Raw genomic sequence first — 17,242 nt, 5'->3', positions numbered from 1 at the left:
GCATCCGTGCGTACGGATCGCCTCGCCCGCCCTCCCCCGTCGCGGCCAGGAGCCGAGCGAGGGAGAGCCCCCACGTGACCATCGCGCCCGCCGATCCGGCCACGGAGATCGACAGCGACGGACCCGGCACCGTGCTGCTGCGGACCCTGACCGATCTCACCGCCGATCTCCCCGACACCGACCCCGGCAAGATCGCCGCCGCCGCGCTCCGCGGCCGCAGCGCCACGTCGGACGAGGCGGAGCTGCGCGAGCTGGCCACCGAGGCGGCCGCCGGTCTCATCGCCGAGGACCCGGCCTACTCCCGGCTCGCGGCCCGGCTCCTGACGATCACCATCGCCGACGAGGCGGCCGGCCAGGGCGCGGTCTCCTTCTCCGCCTCCGTGGCCGTCGGTCACCGCGAGGGCCTGATCGCCGACCGCACCGCCGAGTTCGTCGCGCTGCACGCCGAGCGCCTCGACGCCACGATCGACGCCGCCGGCGACGACCGCTTCGGCTACTTCGGCCTGCGCACCCTCTACTCGCGCTACCTGCTGCGCCACCCGATCACCCGCAAGGTCATCGAGACCCCGCAGCACTTCATGCTCCGCGTGGCCTGCGGTCTCGCCGAGGACGACAGCACCCGCGCGCTCGACGAGGTGGCGGCCCTCTACGGCCTGATGAGCCGTCTGGACTACCTGCCCTCCTCCCCCACGCTCTTCAACTCGGGCACGCGCCACCCGCAGATGTCCTCCTGCTACCTCCTGGACTCCCCCCAGGACGAGCTGGACTCCATCTACGGCCGCTACCACCAGGTCGCGCGTCTCTCGAAGCACGCCGGCGGCATCGGGCTCTCCTACTCCCGCATCCGCGCCCGCGGTTCGCTGATCCGCGGCACCAACGGCCACTCGAACGGCATCGTCCCGTTCCTGAAGACCCTCGACGCCTCCGTCGCCGCCGTGAACCAGGGCGGCCGCCGCAAGGGCGCCGCCGCCGTCTACCTGGAGACCTGGCACGCGGACATCGAGGAGTTCCTGGAGCTCCGCGACAACACGGGCGAGGACCAGCGCCGTACGCACAACCTGAACCTCGCGCACTGGATCCCGGACGAGTTCATGCGCCGGGTCAACGCGGACGCCGAGTGGTCGCTCTTCTCCCCCTCGGACGTGCCCGAGCTCGTCGACCTGTGGGGCGAGGAGTTCGACGCCGCCTACCGCGCCGCCGAGGCCAAGGGCCTGGCCCGCAAGACGATGCCGGCCCGCGACCTCTACGGCCGCATGATGCGGACCCTCGCCCAGACCGGCAACGGCTGGATGACCTTCAAGGACGCCTCGAACCGCACGGCCAACCAGACGGCCGAGCCGGGCTCGGTCGTGCACTCCTCGAACCTCTGCACCGAGATCATCGAGGTCACGAACGACGACGAGACCGCGGTCTGCAACCTCGGCTCGGTCAACCTCGGCGCGTTCGTGGTCGGTTCGGACATCGACTGGGACCGCCTGGACGCGACCGTCCGCACGGCCGTCACCTTCCTCGACCGCGTCGTCGACATCAACTTCTACCCGACCGAGCAGGCGGGCAACTCCAACGCCCGCTGGCGCCCGGTCGGCCTGGGCGCCATGGGCCTCCAGGACGTCTTCTTCCAGCTGAAGCTGCCGTTCGACTCCGCCGAGGCGCGCGCGCTGTCCACCCGTATCGCCGAGCGGATCATGCTCGCCGCGTACGAGGCCTCCGCCGACCTCGCCGAGCGCAGCGGCCCGCTCCCCGCCTGGGAGAAGACCCGCGCGGCCCGCGGTGTCCTGCACCCGGACCACTACGACGTCGAGCTGAACTGGCCGGAGCGCTGGGCCGCCCTGCGCGAGCGGATCGCCGCGGTCGGCATGCGCAACAGCCTCCTGCTCGCCATCGCGCCGACGGCGACCATCGCCTCGATCGCGGGCGTCTACGAGTGCATCGAGCCGCAGGTCTCCAACCTCTTCAAGCGCGAGACGCTGTCCGGCGAGTTCCTCCAGGTCAACTCGTACCTCGTCGACGAGCTGAAGAAGCTCGGCGTGTGGGACGCGCAGACCCGTGACGCGCTCCGCGACTCCAGCGGCTCCGTCGCCGACTTCTCCTGGATCCCGGCCGAGACGCGCGAGCTGTACCGCACGGCCTGGGAGATCCCGCAGCGCGGGCTCATCGACATGGCGGCGGCCCGTACGCCGTTCCTCGACCAGTCGCAGTCCCTGAACCTGTTCATGGAGACGCCCACCATCGGCAAGCTGTCGTCGATGTACGCGTACGCCTGGAAGCAGGGTCTGAAGACCACGTACTACCTGCGCTCGCGCCCCGCGACCCGGATCGCCCGCGCCGCCCAGGCGTCGGCGACGGCCGCCGCCTCGGCCCCCATCCCCGTCCAGCAGGCGACCACCGACGCGGACGCGCTCGCCTGCTCCCTTGAGAACCCCGAGTCCTGCGAGGCCTGCCAGTAATGAGCACCACCAGCTCCTCCGAGAAGAAGAACCTGCTCGACCCTGGCTTCGAGCTGACTCTCCGCCCCATGCGCTACCCGGACTTCTACGAGCGCTACCGGGACGCGATCAAGAACACGTGGACGGTGGAGGAGGTCGACCTCCACTCGGACGTCGCCGACCTCGCCAAGCTCACCCCCGGTGAGCAGCACATGATCGGCCGTCTGGTCGCGTTCTTCGCGACGGGCGACTCGATCGTGGCGAACAACCTGGTCCTGACGCTGTACAAGCACATCAACTCCCCGGAGGCGCGCCTGTACCTGTCGCGCCAGCTCTTCGAGGAGGCCGTGCACGTCCAGTTCTACCTGACCCTCCTGGACACGTACCTGCCCGACCCGGACGACCGCGCCGCCGCGTTCGACGCCGTCGAGAACATCCCCTCCATCCGCGAGAAGGCGCAGTTCTGCTTCAAGTGGATGGACTCGGTCGAGAAGATCGACCAGCTGGAGACGGCCGCCGACCGCCGCCGCTTCCTGCTGAACCTGATCTGCTTCGCCGCGTGCATCGAGGGCCTGTTCTTCTACGGTGCCTTCGCGTACGTGTACTGGTTCCGGTCCCGCGGCCTGCTGCACGGCCTGGCGACCGGCACCAACTGGGTGTTCCGCGACGAGACCATGCACATGAACTTCGCGTTCGAGGTCGTCGACACCGTCCGCAAGGAGGAGCCGGAGCTCTTCGACGCCGAACTCCAGCAGCAGGTCACGGACATGCTGAAGGAGGCCGTCGAGGCGGAGCTCCAGTTCGGCCGTGACCTGTGCGGCGACGGCCTGCCGGGCATGAACACCGAGTCGATGCGCGAGTACCTCCAGTGCGTCGCCGACCAGCGCCTCCAGCGCCTCGGCTTCGCCCCGGTCTTCGGCTCCGAGAACCCGTTCGCGTTCATGGAGCTCCAGGGCGTCCAGGAGCTCACGAACTTCTTCGAGCGCCGCCCGTCCGCCTACCAGGTGGCGGTCGAGGGCTCGGTGGACCTCGACGAGGACTTCTAGTCCGCCCCGCTCGTCACGCCTGTACGGAGAAGGGCCCCGCACTCCTGGAGTGCGGGGCCCTTCCGCATAGGCTGCCGGACATGGGCGATCTCGTACGGACCCGTGTCCTGGCCGGAGCGGCGGCCCTGGCGGCGGTCGGCGCCGGGCTGGGGATCAGGGCGGTGGCGACCGGGGAGGTCGCCAAGTACGCGGGGGACGCGCTCTACACCGTGCTGGTCACGGCCCTGGTGGTGCTGGTCGCGCCCCGGGTGCGGCCCTCGGTCGCGGCGGGGGTCGCCCTCGGGTTCAGCTGGGGCATGGAGCTGTTCCAGCTGACCGGGCTGCCGGCGGCGATGTCCGCGCACAGCACCCTGGCGCGGCTGGTCTTCGGCACGACGTTCAACGCGCCGGACCTGTTCTGGTACGCGATCGGCGCGGCGGCCGGCTGGGCCGGCCACCGCGCCGTGTGCGCGAGAGGCGAGGAACGCCGTCAGTCGTTCGGGACGGTCTCGTAGCGCGGGGTGCCCTCGGCCATCTGCTTCAGGGCGTCCTTGCGGTCGCGCTTCGAGAGGCGGTCGATGTAGAGGCGGCCGTAGAGGTGGTCCGTCTCGTGCTGGAGGCAGCGGGCGAAGTAGCCGGTGCCGCGCACCTTGATCGGGTTGCCCTCGGCGTCCTGGCCGTGGACCACCGCGTAGTCGGGGCGGGCCAGCTCCGCGTAGGCGGTCGGGACGGAGAGGCAGCCCTCGTTGGACTCGTCCAGGACCCGCTGGTCGGCGGGGAGCTCCTGGAGGACCGGGTTGACGACGACGCCGGTGTGGCGGGCGCCCTCGTCGTCCGGGCAGTCGTAGACGAAGACCTTGAGGTCGACACCGATCTGGTTCGCGGCCAGGCCCACGCCCTCGGCGGCCTTCTGGCTGGCGAACATGTCGTCGATCAGCGCGGCGAGCTTGTCGTCGAACTCGGTGACGTCCTGGCACTCCTTGTGGAGCACCGGGTTGCCGACGACGGTGATGGGCCGGGCCGTGCCGCGCTCGCGGTAGGCGAGCTCGCGCGCCTCGCAGTCCTCCGTGTCCACGACGTAGCCGTCGTTGATCTGCGTCTGCTCGTCAGTGTCCTGCTGCGTCATGTCCGGCGCGTGCCTTCCTCGGAACCCCAGTAAACGATCCCGTACAGCCTACGGGCAGTCGTCAGCAGACCTCTTCCAGATCCCGCCACTCACGGCTGTCCGGGCTGTCCGCGACCCAGCCGTCGAGGAGCCCGCGCACGAGTCCGGGCGGGGCCGCGATGCCGCACTCGCGCTCGGGGACCCACAGCTCGCCGGGCGAGCGGTGGCCGAGCGGGCCGGGGTGGCCGGGCTCGCTGTGGTCGTGCGGGTCGGAGTGCTCGCCCTCGCCCTCGGCGCTGGGCATCGTCGACTCCGAACAGGCGCGGCAGAGCAGCCGTACGGAGGACGACCAGTCCTCGGCGGCGAAGCCCGCGTCGGAGGCGAGCTGCTCCAGGGCGTCCCGGTCGGCCTCGGTGGCGGCCTCCAGGAGAACCACCCAGGTGGGGACGGGGGACGGCGCCCACAGCTCGATCTCGTCGAAGACCGGGTAGGACGGGCCGGCCGTGGTGGTGCGCTCGCCGTGCGGCACGCCGTCGTGGAGGACGACCTCGCCCCAGCGGCGTCCGGAGGACGGCAGCGGGATGCTGAGGATCTCGATCCGGGCCGGGTCGAGCCTGCGGCCCCACACGACCTCGGCCTCGCCCTCCGGCGAGAGCCGGACGGCGGCGCTGCCCAGCTCCATGCCGACGGGCTCGCCGGTGCCGGCGGCGGCGCCGGGGACCTTGAGGCCGTACGCCTGCCAGGCGCGGCGGGCCAGCGGCCAGTCCTGGAGCGCGGTGGCGGCGATCCCGACGTTCCACCAGTCGGGGGCGCCGGTCTCCTTGTCGAGCAGCGCGACGGCGCGCAGGCCGGCGGCCCGCGCCTGCTCCCAGTCGTGCCGGAACTTGTGCAGCAGGGCCAGGTTGAACCAGGACTCCGAGAGCCAGGGCTCCAGGTCCGCCGCACGCGTGAGCAGCGCGCCCGCGTCCTCGTACCGGCCGTCGCCGATCAGCGTGAACGCGCGGTCGGTGGCCTGCCGCCACGAGGCGGAGGGCCGATGCCGTACCTTCCCGAAGATCCTCACGATTCCCGCCTGCCGGTCGCTTTCACCCTCTTGTTCGCATCCAACCATGCCCGGTCGGACGCGCGCTCATTACCCATGGGTTACCCCGTGACGGCAGGGGTCACCCCAGGGGCTCCCCCGCGTGCCAGGACCCTGGCCAGGGACTCGACGACATCCGGGTGATAGTCGCGGGCGGCACCGAGCCGGAGCCGTTCCAGGGCGGCGAACGCGGCGCCCGCGCCCTCGCCCGCGAGGTCGTCGTACGCGTTCACGACCCGGATGATCCGGGCGGGCAGCGGCTGGTCGCGGTACGGGTCGGCCTGCCGCTCGACGACGACGGCGACGGTCGCGCAGACGCCGGTCCTGCGGACGACCTCGCCGCCGAGGAGGGCGATACGGCGCTGCTCCTCGGCCGGGAGGAGAGCGGTGGCGCCGCCGTCGACCGGGTCGACGAGGGAGAGCTGTCCGATGTCGTGCATGAGCGCCGCGTACTCCAGGACGGTGAGCTCGCCCCCGGAGAGGCCCATCTCACGGCCGACGGCGCCGCTGAGGGCGGCGACCCGGTGGGCGTGGCCGGGCGAGGTGTAGCCGGCGATCTCGGTGGCGCGGGCGAGGGAGGCGATGGTCTGCCGGTTGACGGTGCGGACGGCCGCGTACCGCCGGAAGGAGACCTGGGTGAGCAGCAGCGGTACGGCGAGGACGGGCAGCGCCCAGAGGCCGGCGGCGGCCACGCCGAGGGCCATGACGGTGCCGGTGGCGCAGACGGCGGAGCCGATGCCGAGGAGGGCGCGCAGTTCGTCGCGGAGGAGGGGGCCGTACGGGTATCCGGTGCGGGCGCGGAGGACGAGCGCGGCGAGGACGGCGTCGCACAGGGCCGTGAGGGCGAGGACGAGCAGCAGGAAGAGGGCGTACAGAGGGCCCTGGCCGAGATTCCCGACGAGGGCCCCTGAGTTGTAGAGAGGCTGGAAACAGAGCGCGACGAAGGCGACGGTGAGGACGCGGCGGGCGAGGTGGTCGGCGCCGGGGCCGCGGCCCCTGGCGAGGTGCGGCACCATGCCGACGAGCCCGCCGGCGACGACGACGGCGATGATCTGGAGCACGCCGTGGGTGGTGAAGGCCCCGGCGTCCATGCCGAGCAGGGCGTACGCGAGAGCCCCGGCGGACGCGAGCGGCGCGGGTTCCCGTTCGCCGGGGGTGGCGCCCCAGCGGGCGAGCTCGCCGGCGGCGACGAGGATGCCGAAGGCGAGCGCGTTGGCGGGCTGGTCGATGCCCCACCAGAGGGTGCTGGCGAAGCCGGCGAGGCTGAGCAGCAGGGCGCTGGTGTAGAGCGCGCCGACGGTGAGCGAGCCGGGCCGGAGGGAGCGCCTGGCCGTGCCGGGGCGGGGGACGGCGTGCGGGCGCGCGGAGGCTCCGGGGGCGACGGCGTCGGGCACGGCGTAGCCCTGGGTGGCGAAGCCGGGAGGGGTGAGACCTGGAGTGGTGAAGCCGGGAGTGGTGAATCCGGGCATGCGGGGGCCCGGGGTGCGGGGGGTCCGCCGACTCACGCGCGCTCCTTCCGACGGGCGGCCTGCGGGACGCGCGGTTCCATCGCGCGGGACTCCTGTGTTCTGGGCAGCGGCAGGGGCTGCGAGGGATCGCGGGGCGGGGCGGGCTGGGAGGGGTCGCGGGGGTCCTCGCCGCGCTCCGTCTCGTCGGCGGTGACGGACGCCTGCCAGCCGTGCCGGGCCAGGGCCCTGACGAGGGCGGTGACCATCCGGGGGTCGAACTGGCTGCCCGCGCACCGCTCCAGCTCGGCGAGGGCCGTCGGCACCGGCCGTGCCCGGCTGTAGGAGCGGGTGGAGGTCATGGCGTCGAAGGCGTCGGCGACGGCGACCACCCGGGCGAACTCGGGGATCTGGTCGCCCTGGAGGCCGTACGGGTAGCCGCTGCCGTCCATCCGCTCGTGGTGGTGGAGGATCGCGTCCCTGGCCTCGCCGAGGAAGCCGATGCCGCGGACCATCTCGTGGCCGTACTCGGGGTGGAGCTCGATGACCCGGCGCTCCTCCGGTGTGAGCGGCCCGTCCTTGCGCAGGACGCGCGTGGGCACGCCGAGCTTCCCGACGTCGTGGAGGATGCCGGCGAACCGCACGACGTCGAGCCGCTCGTCCGCCATGCCGAGCTCACGGGCGATGAGGACGGACGCCTGGCCGACGCGCTCGCTGTGGCCGCGGGTGTAGCGGTCCTTGATGTCGACGGCCTGGACGAGGGCGCGGATGGTGGCCTGGTGGGCGGCGCGCTCGCGGTGGTACTGGGCGAAGACCCAGCAGGAGATGTACATGGGCAGGAGGACGAAGAGGGCCGAGGCGGGGCCGTACGTGCTCCGCCAGAGGACGGCCATCATGAGCCCGGCGAGGCCGTGCACGGCGTGCGGGGCGAGGGCCCGGCCGAGGAGGCCGCGCCAGGCGGCGCCGACCGGGACGCCGTCGGCGGTGGCCCGGATGCCGCCGTCGAGGGCGGTCAGGACGATGCAGAAGGTCAGCGCGGCGGCGCCGGCGGGCAGCAGCGCGTACGGGAGGTCGGGGGCGTCCGCTCCGCCGCCGAGGGCGGCGGAGCCGCCCAGGGCCTGCGCCACGAGGGCGGCGGCCCAGACGGCGAGGACCGTCGCCGCGGCCCGCCAGACGCGGCGCGGCCCGGCCGGCGACTCGTGCACGCGCGCGAGCAGGCTGCCGGGCAGGGCGACGAGCGCGGCGGCGGCGGGCGGCAGCAGCAGCGCGGAGGCGAGCAGCACGGGGTAGAAGGAGCCGATGCCGCCGGCGGGGACGGAGCCGCCGAGCGCACGCCCGAGGAGCCGGTTGCCCGCGGGCAGCTCGCAGAGCGTGTACAGCGCGGCGAGCAGCGCGACCGCGCCCCAGGGGACGGCGGCGTCGGGGCAGAACGCGGGCAGCAAGGACGCACCGGCGGCGAGCGTCGCGCAGCCGATGTACACGCGCGCCACCCGCGGAATGACCTTCACGCCCATCACAGCGGTCACGCTAGCGAGCTGGGCGGTCCGAAAGGAGACGCTGCGGTTGATTCGCACCATCGGGTGATACAAGCTGATATATGCGCGGGGCGGAAGCCCCCACCTGCTCCCGCGCCTGCTCGCGCACCTACTCCTGCGGTGCCGGGGCGGCCTGCGGGGCCGCCGCGGAGACGTCCTGTTCGGGCACGACGTACCCCGCGCGGATCAGGTCGATCCGGCTCATCACCTTGGAACGCAGGTCGGTGGGCACGTCGTCGCTGCCGCAGCAGCGCTTGACGAGCTTCTTGACCGCCTGCTCCAGGCCGTACTTCTCCAGGCACGGGGAGCACTCCTCGAAGTGCACCTCGAACTTGGTGCAGTCGCTGTCGGGCATCTCTCTGTCGAGGAACTCGTAGAGGTGATCCAGGACCTCAGAGCAATCCGTCTCGTGCGGCTCTCCGCAGCTCATGAGCCCGAGCCTTTCAGATCGTTCGACGACTCTCCGGCGCCCGCGGGAACCAGCCCGCGGTCACGGGCGTAGTCCTCGAGCATGCCGCGCAGCTGGCGACGGCCCCGGTGCAGTCGGGACATCACCGTACCGATGGGTGTCCCCATGATGTCCGCGATCTCCTTGTAGGCAAAGCCCTCGACATCGGCCAGATAGACGGCGATGCGGAACTCCTCGGGGATCGCCTGGAGGGCTTCCTTCACGTCCGAGTCGGGCAGGTGGTCGAGCGCCTGCGACTCGGCGGAGCGCAGACCGGTCGACATGTGCGACTCGGCGCGGGCGAGCTGCCAGTCCTCGATCTCCTCGGCGGCGCTGCGCTGGGGCTCGCGCTGCTTCTTGCGGTACGAGTTGATGAAGGTATTCGTGAGGATGCGGTAGAGCCAGGCCTTGAGGTTGGTGCCCTCACGGAACTGGTGGAAGGAGCCGTACGCCTTCGCGTAGGTCTCCTGCACCAGGTCCTCGGCGTCCGCGGGGTTGCGCGTCATGCGCAGCGCGGCGGAGTACATCTGGTCGAGGAAGCCGAGGGCGTCCCGCTCGAAGCGCGCGTTGCGCTCCTCGGTCGTCTCCTCGGGGCCGTCGTCGGTCCCTGTGTCGGTCCCAGTGACCGGACCCACCTCCTCCAGCGCGACGGCGAGTCCGAGGGCGGACCCGCTCGTTTCGGAGGATAGACGAGGAACCGCTCCGCCCGCCGCCCGAATCGGGGCGGCCTTGGGCGCGGGCAGCACTGTCCAGTCGAGGTCAGCGGCCTGCGCGCGCTCGGGGCAGATGGTCGATCCCATGCGACGGACTCCCTCTCCTTGGCTCTCACACCGACTCTCCGCACAACAGAGGTCACGCGCCGGACATTCCCGGGGCGGCAGAAAAATGATGATGCGTGAGAAGGGACCGGGGACAGGTGAGGGGAAACCCGGAGGCGCGTCAGGGGGATGACAGGGGTGGGGGCAGGGGGTACGGGGCAGGGGGCGGCGGGAACGGCGCAACGGGCGGCGCCCACCCCCTGACCGTCACCTCAGGGTGGTGATCCACTTCGTCACGCCGTCCACCAGCCCCGCGAGCGCCTCGTCCTGCGTCAGCGGCGCCCGCTTCGGGACCGCGAAGCCGTGGTCCCCGTACGGGACCTCGACGAGCTCGTACGGGCCGTCCGGGAACTCCTCGGGCCGCCCGAAGGGGTCGTTGCCGCCCTGGACGACGAGCGTGGGCAGCCCGGTGGCCAGGAGCTCCCCGTCCCGGGACTTCTCGGGCTTGCCCGGCGGGTGGAGCGGGAAGCTCAGCGCGAGGACGGCGCGGGCGCCGAGCTCGGCGCCGGTGCGGCAGGCCACCCGGGCCCCGGCGCTGCGGCCGCCCGCGACCACGGGCAGGCCGGGCGCGGCGAGGGCCGGCCAGAGGCCGCGCCAGCCGGTGTCGAGGGTCTTCGGCGCGGGCGCGACCTTCTTGCCCGCGACCCGCCAGGGCTGCTCGACGAGGGCGACGGTCACGCCGTGGGCGGGCAGGGCGGCGGCGAGGGCCCTGAGGTCGCGGGCCTCGATGCCACCGCCGGCGCCGTGGCCGAGGGCGAGGACGGCCCACGGGTCCGTACCGGCGTGCCAGGTGACGCGCGCCTCTCCGGCGTCGGTGGGAACCGTCTCGTGCTGTGTCTGCTCGGTCACGCCCCCATCATCCCCGCCCGTCCCTCAGAACAGCGTGCCCTCCTCGGGGCCGGAGAGTTCCGTCAGGAGCTCGGGGCCGTTGTTGCGGACGTTGCTGACCGCCGTCGAGACCGGATAGGCCCGCATCAGCCCCTCCGGCGGCGCCGCGAGCAGCCCGCGCAGCTCCTCCGGGTCGGTGCGCGCCGGGTCGAGCCAGGCGTCCCAGCGGTCCTCCGTCAGCATCAGCGGCATCCGGGGGTGGATGTCGGCGAGCGACCGCGGGCCCTCGGCCGGGGCCACGCCCAGCGGGCCCGTCTCGGCCTCGGTGGTGACGACCGAGCAGGTCACCCACCAGGCGTCGGGGTGCGCGTCGGGGAGGGTGCGGTCGCGCCAGAACTCGTAGAGCCCGGCCATCGCGAAGACCGAGCCGTCGGCCGGGGTGACGAAGTACGGCTGCTTGCGGGGCCGCTTCTTCTTCCCCTCGACCTCCAGGTCCCGCTCCCCCGCGCCCGTCACCCACTCGTAGTAACCGTCGGCGGGGAGGATGCAGCGGCGGGACGCGAACGCGCGCTTGAAGGAGGGCTTCTCGTGCACGGTCTCCGCGCGCGCGTTGATCATCCGGGCGGCGCCCTCGGGCGTCTTCGCCCAGGAAGGCACGAGTCCCCACTTCAGCGCGCGGAGCTGGCGAACCGGCCGCCGTGATTCGGCGTCTTTCAGAGGACGCTCCAGTACGGCCCAGACCTCTTTGGTGGGGGCCACGTTCCAGTCGGGGGCCAGGGTCTCCTCCGGCTCCCACTTCTCGATCCCGAACGTCCCGACCAGATCCTCGGGCCGCCGACTCGCCGCATACCGTCCGCACATACGTGCCACACTGCCACGATCCCCGACCCCCCGAGGAGCGGACCGAACGATGGACCTCGCGCTCGATCTCTTCAGCCCGCAGGCCGCCCCGGCCGCCTGGCTGGTCGTCGCCACCGGGGTCGCCGCCCTCGCCGTCACCGTGCCGCGCCGGGTCTGGCTCCTCGCCCGCAACGCGATCACCATCGCCCACGAGGGCGGCCACGCGCTCGTCGCCCTCACCATGCGCCGCCGCCTGGAGGCGATCCGGCTCCACTCGGACACCAGCGGCGTGACCGTCACCCGCGGGCGCCCGACCGGCATCGGCGTCGTCCTCACCCTCGCCGCCGGGTACACCGCCGCCCCGCTCCTCGGGCTCGGCGGCGCCGCCCTGCTCGGCTCGGGCCTGGTCACCCTGCTGCTCTGGCTCGCTACCGCGCTGCTCCTCGCGATGCTGGTGATGGTGCGGAACGCGTACGGGATCCTCACCGTCCTGCTCACCGGCGCGACCTTCCTCCTCGTCTCCTGGCTCACCGGCCCGGAGGTGCAGTCGCTCTTCGCGTACGCCGTGGTCTGGTTCCTGCTGCTCGGCGGCGTCCGGCCGGCCTTCGAGCTCCAGGCGAAGCGGCGCCACGGCGGCGCGCCCGACTCGGACGCGGACCAGCTCGCGCGCCTCACCCACGTGCACCCGGGGGTGTGGCTCCTCTTCTTCCACACGGTCTCGATCTCGGCCCTGATCGGCGGCGGGCGCTGGCTCCTGGGCTTCTGACTCACCCGTACAGTGAGTCCATGACCGCAGCAGCTTCCGCGCCCTCCGACCCCTCGCGTCCCGACGCCTCCGCCGACCTCTGGCCCGCCCCGTACGCCCCGGGCGCCGTCGACGCGACCGTCACCGTGCCGGGGTCGAAGTCGGTCACCAACCGCGGTCTGGTCCTCGCCGCGCTCGCCGCCGAGCCCGGCTGGCTGCGCCGCCCGCTGCGCTCCCGCGACACCCTCCTGATGGCCGAGGCGCTGCGCACCCTCGGCGTCCGGATCGAGGAAGGCGTGGGCCCCGACGGCACCGGCGAGGCCTGGCGGATCATCCCCGCCCCGCTGCGCGGCCCGGCCTCCGTCGACGTCGGCAACGCGGGTACGGTCATGCGCTTCCTGCCGCCGGTCGCCGCGCTCGCCGACGGCCCGGTCCGGTTCGACGGCGACCCCCGCTCCCACGAGCGCCCGCTGCACGGCGTGATCGACGCGCTGCGCGCGCTCGGCGCCCGGATCGAGGACGACGGCCGGGGCGCGCTGCCCCTGACGGTGCACGGCGCCGGCGGTCTCGACGGCGGCACGGTCGAGATCGACGCCTCCTCGTCCTCCCAGTTCGTCAGCGCCCTGCTGCTCTCCGCGCCCCGCTTCAACCAGGGCGTCGAGGTACGGCACGTGGGCGCGAAGCTGCCCTCGCTGCCGCACATCCGGATGACGGTCGAGATGCTGCGCGCGGTCGGCGCCCGGGTCGACGAGCCGGAGCACGGCGGCGAGCCGAACGTCTGGCGGGTGGCGCCCTCGGCGCTGCGCGGCCGCGACCTGGTCGTCGAGCCGGACCTGTCGAACGCGCAGCCCTTCCTGGCGGCGGCGCTGGTCACCGGCGGCCGGGTGACGATCCCGGACTGGCCGGCGCGGACCACCCAGCCGGGCGACGAGCTGCGCCGGATCTTCACCGAGATGGGCGGTGTCTGCGAGCTGACCGAGGCCGGTCTGACCTTCACCGGCACGGGCCGGATCCACGGCATCGACGTGGACCTCGGCGAGGTCGGCGAGCTGACCCCCGGCATCGCGGCGGTCGCCGCGCTCGCCGACTCCCCCTCGACCCTGCGCGGGGTCGCGCACCTGCGGCTCCACGAGACGGACCGCCTGGCGGCCCTCACCAAGGAGATCAACGAACTGGGCGGGGACGTGACGGAGACCGAGGACGGCCTCCACATCCGTCCGCGCCCGCTGCACGGCGGGGTCTTCCACACGTACCACGACCACCGCATGGCGACGGCGGGGGCGGTCATCGGCCTCGCGGTCGAGGGCGTGGAGATCGAGGACGTGGCGACGACGGCGAAGACCTTGCCGGACTTCCCGACGATGTGGACCGAAATGCTCGGGGTCTGACATGCGGCGTTACGGCAAGCACACCGACGAGGACGACATCCGCCAGCGGCCCAACCGCAAGGGCACCCGTCCCCGTACGACCATCCGTCCCAAGCACGAGGACGCCGTCGAGGGCCTGGTCCTCACCGTCGACCGGGGCCGGCTGACCTGTCTGGTCGACGACCGGATCATCACCGCGATGAAGGCCCGTGAGCTGGGCCGGAAGGCCGCCGTGGTCGGCGACCGCGTGTCCATCGTCGGCGACCTGTCCGGCGAGAAGGACACGCTGGCCCGGATCGTGCGGATCGGCGAGCGCAGTTCGGTGCTCCGGCGCACGGCCGACGACGACGACCCGTACGAGCGGGTGGTCGTCGCCAACGCGGACCAGCTGGCGATCGTCACCGCGCTCGCCGACCCGGAGCCGCGGCCCCGGCTGATCGACCGCTGTCTCGTGGCGGCGTACGACGGCGGGCTCGAACCCTTCCTCGTCATGACCAAGTCGGACCTGGCCCCGCCGGAAAAGCTCCTGGAGCTGTACGGGGACCTGGACATTCCGCACGTGGTCGTGAACCGCGACGAGCTGTACGACGGCGGGGCGGCCGACCGCGTACGGGAGTACCTGGACGGCCGGGTCACCGCTTTCGTCGGTCACTCGGGTGTCGGAAAGACGACGCTGGTCAACGCGCTGGTGCCGGAGGAGAAGCGGCGGATCACCGGCCATGTGAACGCGGTGACCGGACGCGGCCGGCACACCACGACCTCGGCGCTCGCGCTGCCGCTCGACGCGGCCGACGGCTGGGTCATCGACACGCCCGGCGTGCGCTCCTTCGGTCTGCACCACGTGGACCCGTCCCGGGTCATCCACGCCTTCCCCGACCTGGAGCCGGGCACGGAGAACTGCCCGCGCGCGTGCAGCCACGACGAGCCGGACTGCGCGCTCGACGCCTATGTGGCGGAGGGGCACGCCGACCCGGCGCGGCTCTACTCGCTGCGGCGGCTCCTCGCGACGCGCGAGCGACGCGAGGGCGACTGATCGCCGTCGGTTGACACCAGCCCACTCTCGGTAAGTGCATAATCGCACCAACTGCGACACATGCGACATGCGGTCACCGAAGGCGTGGGAGGCACTGACGATGGCGTGGCTGCTGGTGGTCGTGGCGGGCATCCTGGAGACCGGCTTCGCGGTCTGCCTCAAGCTCTCGCACGGGTTCACCCGGCTCTGGCCGACGATCGCGTTCGCCGCCTTCGCGCTCGGCAGCTTCGGTCTGCTCACCCTCGCGCTGCGGAAGCTGGACGTCGGTCCGGCGTACGCGGTGTGGACGGGGATCGGCGCGGCCGGGACCGCGATCTACGGGATGATCTTCCTCGGCGACGTGGTCTCCACGCTCAAGATCGTCTCGATCAGCCTGGTGATCGTGGGGGTCATCGGACTCCAGCTCTCCGGCTCCGCGCACTGACCGTCCGGCTCCGGGCGCCGACCGTCCGGCTGCGCGCGCCGGGTGCCAAGCGGCGAGGCCGGGGCCACCACATGACTGAGGGCCAGCCGCACGGCGAGCTCGCAGCAGGCCGCCCACCGCTCCCCCGCGCGCGCCGCCGTCTCCGCCACCAGCTCGCCCGGTGCGGGCGGCCCGGCGTCGGCACGCCTCTGGGCGGGTACGGGGGCGGGGCGGGCGCCCGGCCGCGCGGGACGTGGCGCGGGGAGCCGCTCGTTCCAGGCGCCGGTGAGCAGGGCCCGCAGGACCGGGCGGGTCGCGGCGCGGGTGACGGTCCACTCGGCGACGGCGACGAGGTTCCGCTCAGGCGGCGCCGGGGCGGCGAGCAGCCGCCGTACGCCCTGGAGATAGGCGTCGGCCTCGCGGCGGGCGAGCGCGCGGGCGAGCCCTTCCTTGCTGCCGAACTCGTTGTAGAGCGTCTGGCGCGAGACGCGGGCTCCGGCGGCGAGGTCGGCCATGCGGACGGCGGACCAGGCGTCGTGCGCGAGCGCGGCGAGCGCGGCGTCGAGCAGGGCCTCGCGGGCACGCGCCATCGCCACCTCCGGGAGGAACGGTTCTCCGCCCAGCCTCGGCAGGGGTCCGCACCCTGTCAAGGTCCCGGGCGACGGGCGAACACATGGCCGAGGCCTCCGCCGTGAACCCGCCGTGAACCCGCCGTGGACCCGTCGTGGAGCCCGTCATGGACGGTTCTCCGCGCGTTCACAGCTCGGGGATAGAGTGCCGACCATGGCCGATTACCACGATGACCTGCGTCTCGCCCACGTCCTCGCCGATGCCGCCGACGCGGCCACCATGGACCGGTTCCAGGCGCTCGACCTCAAGGTCGAGACCAAGCCGGACATGACCCCGGTCAGCGAGGCCGACAAGGCCGCCGAGGAACTGATCCGCGGTCAGCTCCAGCGCGCGAGGCCCCGCGACGCGATCCTGGGCGAGGAGTACGGCGTCGAGGGCACCGGCCCGCGCCGCTGGGTGATCGACCCGATCGACGGCACCAAGAACTACGTGCGCGGGGTGCCCGTCTGGGCGACCCTGATCGCGCTGATGGAGGCCGGCGAGAACGGCTTCCAGCCGGTCGTGGGCGTGGTCTCCGCCCCGGCGCTGGGCCGCCGCTGGTGGGCGGCGAAGGGCCTGGGGGCGTACACGGGCCGCAGCCTCTCCTCGGCGACCCGGCTGGGCGTCTCCCAGGTCGCGTCCCTGTCGGACGCCTCCTTCGCGTACTCCTCGCTGAGCGGCTGGGAGGAGCAGGGGCGGCTCGACGGCTTCCTCGACCTCACGCGCGCGTGCTGGCGGACCCGGGCGTACGGCGACTTCTGGCCGTACATGATGGTCGCCGAGGGCTCCGTGGACATCTGCGCCGAGCCGGAGCTGTCGCTGTGGGACATGGCGGCGGTGGCGATCGTGGTGCAGGAGGCCGGCGGCACGTACACGGGTCTCGACGGCCGGCACGGCCCGCACAGCGGGAACGCGGCGGCGTCCAACGGCCTGCTCCACGGCGAACTCCTGAGCTACCTGAACCAGGAGAGCGTGGACGGCACGCAGGGCTGAGCGCCCTCCTCACACCCCGGGGGCGCCTCGCGCGCCCCCTTGTCGGGCCCCTCCCCCGGTGCCACTCTGAGAGTCCCCCCACTTGTGAACTTGTGAATCCGTTCTTCTTGAAGGATTCACCAAGGAGGTGGCTCCGCCCATGCTCGTCCGTGACGCCATGAGCACCGTGATCCTCACCATCGGCCCCGCCCACACCCTCCGCCAGGCCGCCCGGCTGATGTCGACACGGCGCGTCGGCGCGGCCGTCGTCCTCGACACCGACGCCGGCGGCCTCGGGATCATCACCGAGCGCGACATCCTCAACTCCCTCGCCCACGACCAGGACCCCGACGTCGAGACCGCCGGCTCCCACACCACCCACGAGGTCGTCTTCGCCGCACCCGGCTGGACCCTGGCGGAGGCGGCCGAGGCCATGACCCACGGCGGCTTCCGCCACCTCGTCGTGCTCGACGGCCACGGGCCGGTCGGCATGGTCTCCGTACGCGACATCATCCGCTGCTGGATCCCGGCGCACAGCGTCGCGGGGCGCTGAACGAGTCCG

The 17,242-nt window shown here is 72.8% G+C and carries 18 protein-coding genes; 9 read left to right on the top strand and 9 right to left on the bottom strand.

Annotation, left to right across the window (positions count from 1 at the left end):
• Nucleotides 1-74: 74 nt before the first annotated feature.
• From ACFC0Z_RS11835 to ACFC0Z_RS11825, 3 genes are all read left to right on the top strand, one after another.
• On the top strand, nucleotides 75-2,447 hold the full coding sequence (locus tag ACFC0Z_RS11835) for a ribonucleoside-diphosphate reductase subunit alpha (protein WP_376435566.1): 2,373 nt from the start codon (nucleotides 75-77) through the stop codon (nucleotides 2,445-2,447).
• On the top strand, nucleotides 2,447-3,472 hold the full coding sequence (locus ACFC0Z_RS11830; RefSeq protein ID WP_376435565.1) for a ribonucleotide-diphosphate reductase subunit beta: 1,026 nt from the start codon (nucleotides 2,447-2,449) through the stop codon (nucleotides 3,470-3,472). The genes ACFC0Z_RS11835 and ACFC0Z_RS11830 overlap by 1 nt, the downstream gene beginning before the upstream one ends.
• Nucleotides 3,473-3,552: 80 nt before the next feature.
• Nucleotides 3,553-3,966, top strand: a complete 414-nt coding sequence (locus ACFC0Z_RS11825) for a DUF2809 domain-containing protein (RefSeq protein ID WP_376435563.1) — start codon at nucleotides 3,553-3,555, stop codon at nucleotides 3,964-3,966.
• Here ACFC0Z_RS11825 and def read toward each other — a convergent pair.
• The 8 genes from def to ACFC0Z_RS11785 all read right to left on the bottom strand — a co-directional run bounded on the left by def (nucleotide 3,942) and on the right by ACFC0Z_RS11785 (nucleotide 11,572).
• Nucleotides 3,942-4,577 (bottom strand): peptide deformylase, encoded by a 636-nt coding sequence (def, locus tag ACFC0Z_RS11820; RefSeq protein ID WP_376435561.1) that lies wholly within the window; start codon nucleotides 4,575-4,577, stop codon nucleotides 3,942-3,944. The two genes, ACFC0Z_RS11825 and def, sit on opposite strands and share 25 nt — an antisense overlap.
• Before the next feature lie 61 nt (nucleotides 4,578-4,638).
• Nucleotides 4,639-5,619 (bottom strand): tetratricopeptide repeat protein, encoded by a 981-nt coding sequence (locus ACFC0Z_RS11815; RefSeq protein ID WP_376435559.1) that lies wholly within the window; start codon nucleotides 5,617-5,619, stop codon nucleotides 4,639-4,641.
• Between the two features lie 80 nt (nucleotides 5,620-5,699).
• Nucleotides 5,700-7,142, bottom strand: a complete 1,443-nt coding sequence (locus ACFC0Z_RS11810; RefSeq protein WP_376435557.1) for an HD-GYP domain-containing protein — start codon at nucleotides 7,140-7,142, stop codon at nucleotides 5,700-5,702.
• Nucleotides 7,139-8,590: an HD-GYP domain-containing protein gene (locus ACFC0Z_RS11805; RefSeq protein ID WP_376436653.1), complete on the bottom strand. Its 1,452-nt coding sequence runs from the start codon at nucleotides 8,588-8,590 to the stop codon at nucleotides 7,139-7,141. The genes ACFC0Z_RS11810 and ACFC0Z_RS11805 overlap by 4 nt, the downstream gene beginning before the upstream one ends.
• Nucleotides 8,591-8,726: 136 nt before the next feature.
• Nucleotides 8,727-9,047: a mycothiol system anti-sigma-R factor gene (gene rsrA, locus ACFC0Z_RS11800; protein WP_376435554.1), complete on the bottom strand. Its 321-nt coding sequence runs from the start codon at nucleotides 9,045-9,047 to the stop codon at nucleotides 8,727-8,729.
• On the bottom strand, nucleotides 9,044-9,700 hold the full coding sequence (locus ACFC0Z_RS11795; RefSeq protein ID WP_187282890.1) for a sigma-70 family RNA polymerase sigma factor: 657 nt from the start codon (nucleotides 9,698-9,700) through the stop codon (nucleotides 9,044-9,046). Before ACFC0Z_RS11795 ends, rsrA begins: the two co-directional genes overlap by 4 nt.
• A gap of 390 nt (nucleotides 9,701-10,090) precedes the next feature.
• A complete protein-coding gene (locus ACFC0Z_RS11790; RefSeq protein ID WP_376435553.1) occupies nucleotides 10,091-10,732 on the bottom strand; it encodes an alpha/beta family hydrolase in 642 nt (213 codons plus the stop codon).
• Nucleotides 10,733-10,756: 24 nt separating this feature from the next.
• Nucleotides 10,757-11,572, bottom strand: coding sequence for an SOS response-associated peptidase (locus ACFC0Z_RS11785; protein WP_376435551.1), 816 nt, complete (start codon nucleotides 11,570-11,572; stop codon nucleotides 10,757-10,759).
• A gap of 49 nt (nucleotides 11,573-11,621) precedes the next feature.
• Between ACFC0Z_RS11785 and ACFC0Z_RS11780 the strand changes: the two genes are divergently transcribed.
• The 4 genes from ACFC0Z_RS11780 to ACFC0Z_RS11765 all read left to right on the top strand — a co-directional run bounded on the left by ACFC0Z_RS11780 (nucleotide 11,622) and on the right by ACFC0Z_RS11765 (nucleotide 15,120).
• Nucleotides 11,622-12,317, top strand: a complete 696-nt coding sequence (locus ACFC0Z_RS11780) for a M50 family metallopeptidase (protein ID WP_376435548.1) — start codon at nucleotides 11,622-11,624, stop codon at nucleotides 12,315-12,317.
• A gap of 20 nt (nucleotides 12,318-12,337) precedes the next feature.
• The gene (gene aroA / locus ACFC0Z_RS11775; RefSeq protein WP_376435545.1) at nucleotides 12,338-13,684 is read left to right on the top strand and encodes a 3-phosphoshikimate 1-carboxyvinyltransferase; all 1,347 of its coding nucleotides are present in this window, start codon (nucleotides 12,338-12,340) and stop codon (nucleotides 13,682-13,684) included.
• A 1-nt stretch (nucleotide 13,685) separates the two neighbouring features.
• The gene (gene rsgA / locus ACFC0Z_RS11770; protein WP_376435543.1) at nucleotides 13,686-14,696 is read left to right on the top strand and encodes a ribosome small subunit-dependent GTPase A; all 1,011 of its coding nucleotides are present in this window, start codon (nucleotides 13,686-13,688) and stop codon (nucleotides 14,694-14,696) included.
• A gap of 100 nt (nucleotides 14,697-14,796) precedes the next feature.
• On the top strand, nucleotides 14,797-15,120 hold the full coding sequence (locus ACFC0Z_RS11765; RefSeq protein ID WP_376436650.1) for a DMT family transporter: 324 nt from the start codon (nucleotides 14,797-14,799) through the stop codon (nucleotides 15,118-15,120).
• On the opposite strand, the gene ACFC0Z_RS11760 is transcribed toward ACFC0Z_RS11765, so the two are convergent.
• Nucleotides 15,012-15,689: a TetR/AcrR family transcriptional regulator gene (locus tag ACFC0Z_RS11760; protein ID WP_376435540.1), complete on the bottom strand. Its 678-nt coding sequence runs from the start codon at nucleotides 15,687-15,689 to the stop codon at nucleotides 15,012-15,014. The two genes, ACFC0Z_RS11765 and ACFC0Z_RS11760, sit on opposite strands and share 109 nt — an antisense overlap.
• Nucleotides 15,690-15,882: 193 nt before the next feature.
• Here ACFC0Z_RS11760 and hisN point away from each other — a divergent pair, with 193 nt between their 5' ends.
• On the top strand, nucleotides 15,883-16,701 hold the full coding sequence (gene hisN, locus ACFC0Z_RS11755) for a histidinol-phosphatase (RefSeq protein WP_376435537.1): 819 nt from the start codon (nucleotides 15,883-15,885) through the stop codon (nucleotides 16,699-16,701).
• A 139-nt stretch (nucleotides 16,702-16,840) separates the two neighbouring features.
• Complete coding sequence (locus ACFC0Z_RS11750; RefSeq protein ID WP_376435534.1) at nucleotides 16,841-17,233, top strand: cyclic nucleotide-binding/CBS domain-containing protein; 393 nt, start codon at nucleotides 16,841-16,843, stop codon at nucleotides 17,231-17,233.
• Nucleotides 17,234-17,242: the final 9 nt, after the last annotated feature.

It is taken from the genome of Streptomyces sp. NPDC056144, from assembly GCF_042264145.1.
In the GTDB taxonomy this organism is placed as follows: Bacteria; Actinomycetota; Actinomycetes; order Streptomycetales; family Streptomycetaceae; genus Streptomyces.
This window is presented reverse-complemented; position numbering and strand designations above follow the sequence as displayed.

What these genes read in the sequence shown, in the direction of transcription:
- ACFC0Z_RS11765 (WP_376436650.1), top strand. Translation starts at nt 14,797, where the DNA reads ATGGCGTGGCTGCTGGTGGTCGTGGCGGGCATCCTGGAGACCGGCTTC.
- hisN (WP_376435537.1), top strand. Translation starts at nt 15,883, where the DNA reads ATGGCCGATTACCACGATGACCTGCGTCTCGCCCACGTCCTCGCCGAT.
- aroA (WP_376435545.1), top strand. Translation starts at nt 12,338, where the DNA reads ATGACCGCAGCAGCTTCCGCGCCCTCCGACCCCTCGCGTCCCGACGCC.
- def (WP_376435561.1), bottom strand. Translation starts at nt 4,577, where the DNA reads ATGACGCAGCAGGACACTGACGAGCAGACGCAGATCAACGACGGCTAC.
- ACFC0Z_RS11825 (WP_376435563.1), top strand. Translation starts at nt 3,553, where the DNA reads ATGGGCGATCTCGTACGGACCCGTGTCCTGGCCGGAGCGGCGGCCCTG.
- rsrA (WP_376435554.1), bottom strand. Translation starts at nt 9,047, where the DNA reads ATGAGCTGCGGAGAGCCGCACGAGACGGATTGCTCTGAGGTCCTGGAT.
- ACFC0Z_RS11750 (WP_376435534.1), top strand. Translation starts at nt 16,841, where the DNA reads ATGCTCGTCCGTGACGCCATGAGCACCGTGATCCTCACCATCGGCCCC.
- rsgA (WP_376435543.1), top strand. Translation starts at nt 13,686, where the DNA reads ATGCGGCGTTACGGCAAGCACACCGACGAGGACGACATCCGCCAGCGG.
- ACFC0Z_RS11760 (WP_376435540.1), bottom strand. Translation starts at nt 15,689, where the DNA reads ATGGCGCGTGCCCGCGAGGCCCTGCTCGACGCCGCGCTCGCCGCGCTC.
- ACFC0Z_RS11830 (WP_376435565.1), top strand. Translation starts at nt 2,447, where the DNA reads ATGAGCACCACCAGCTCCTCCGAGAAGAAGAACCTGCTCGACCCTGGC.
- ACFC0Z_RS11785 (WP_376435551.1), bottom strand. Translation starts at nt 11,572, where the DNA reads ATGTGCGGACGGTATGCGGCGAGTCGGCGGCCCGAGGATCTGGTCGGG.
- ACFC0Z_RS11780 (WP_376435548.1), top strand. Translation starts at nt 11,622, where the DNA reads ATGGACCTCGCGCTCGATCTCTTCAGCCCGCAGGCCGCCCCGGCCGCC.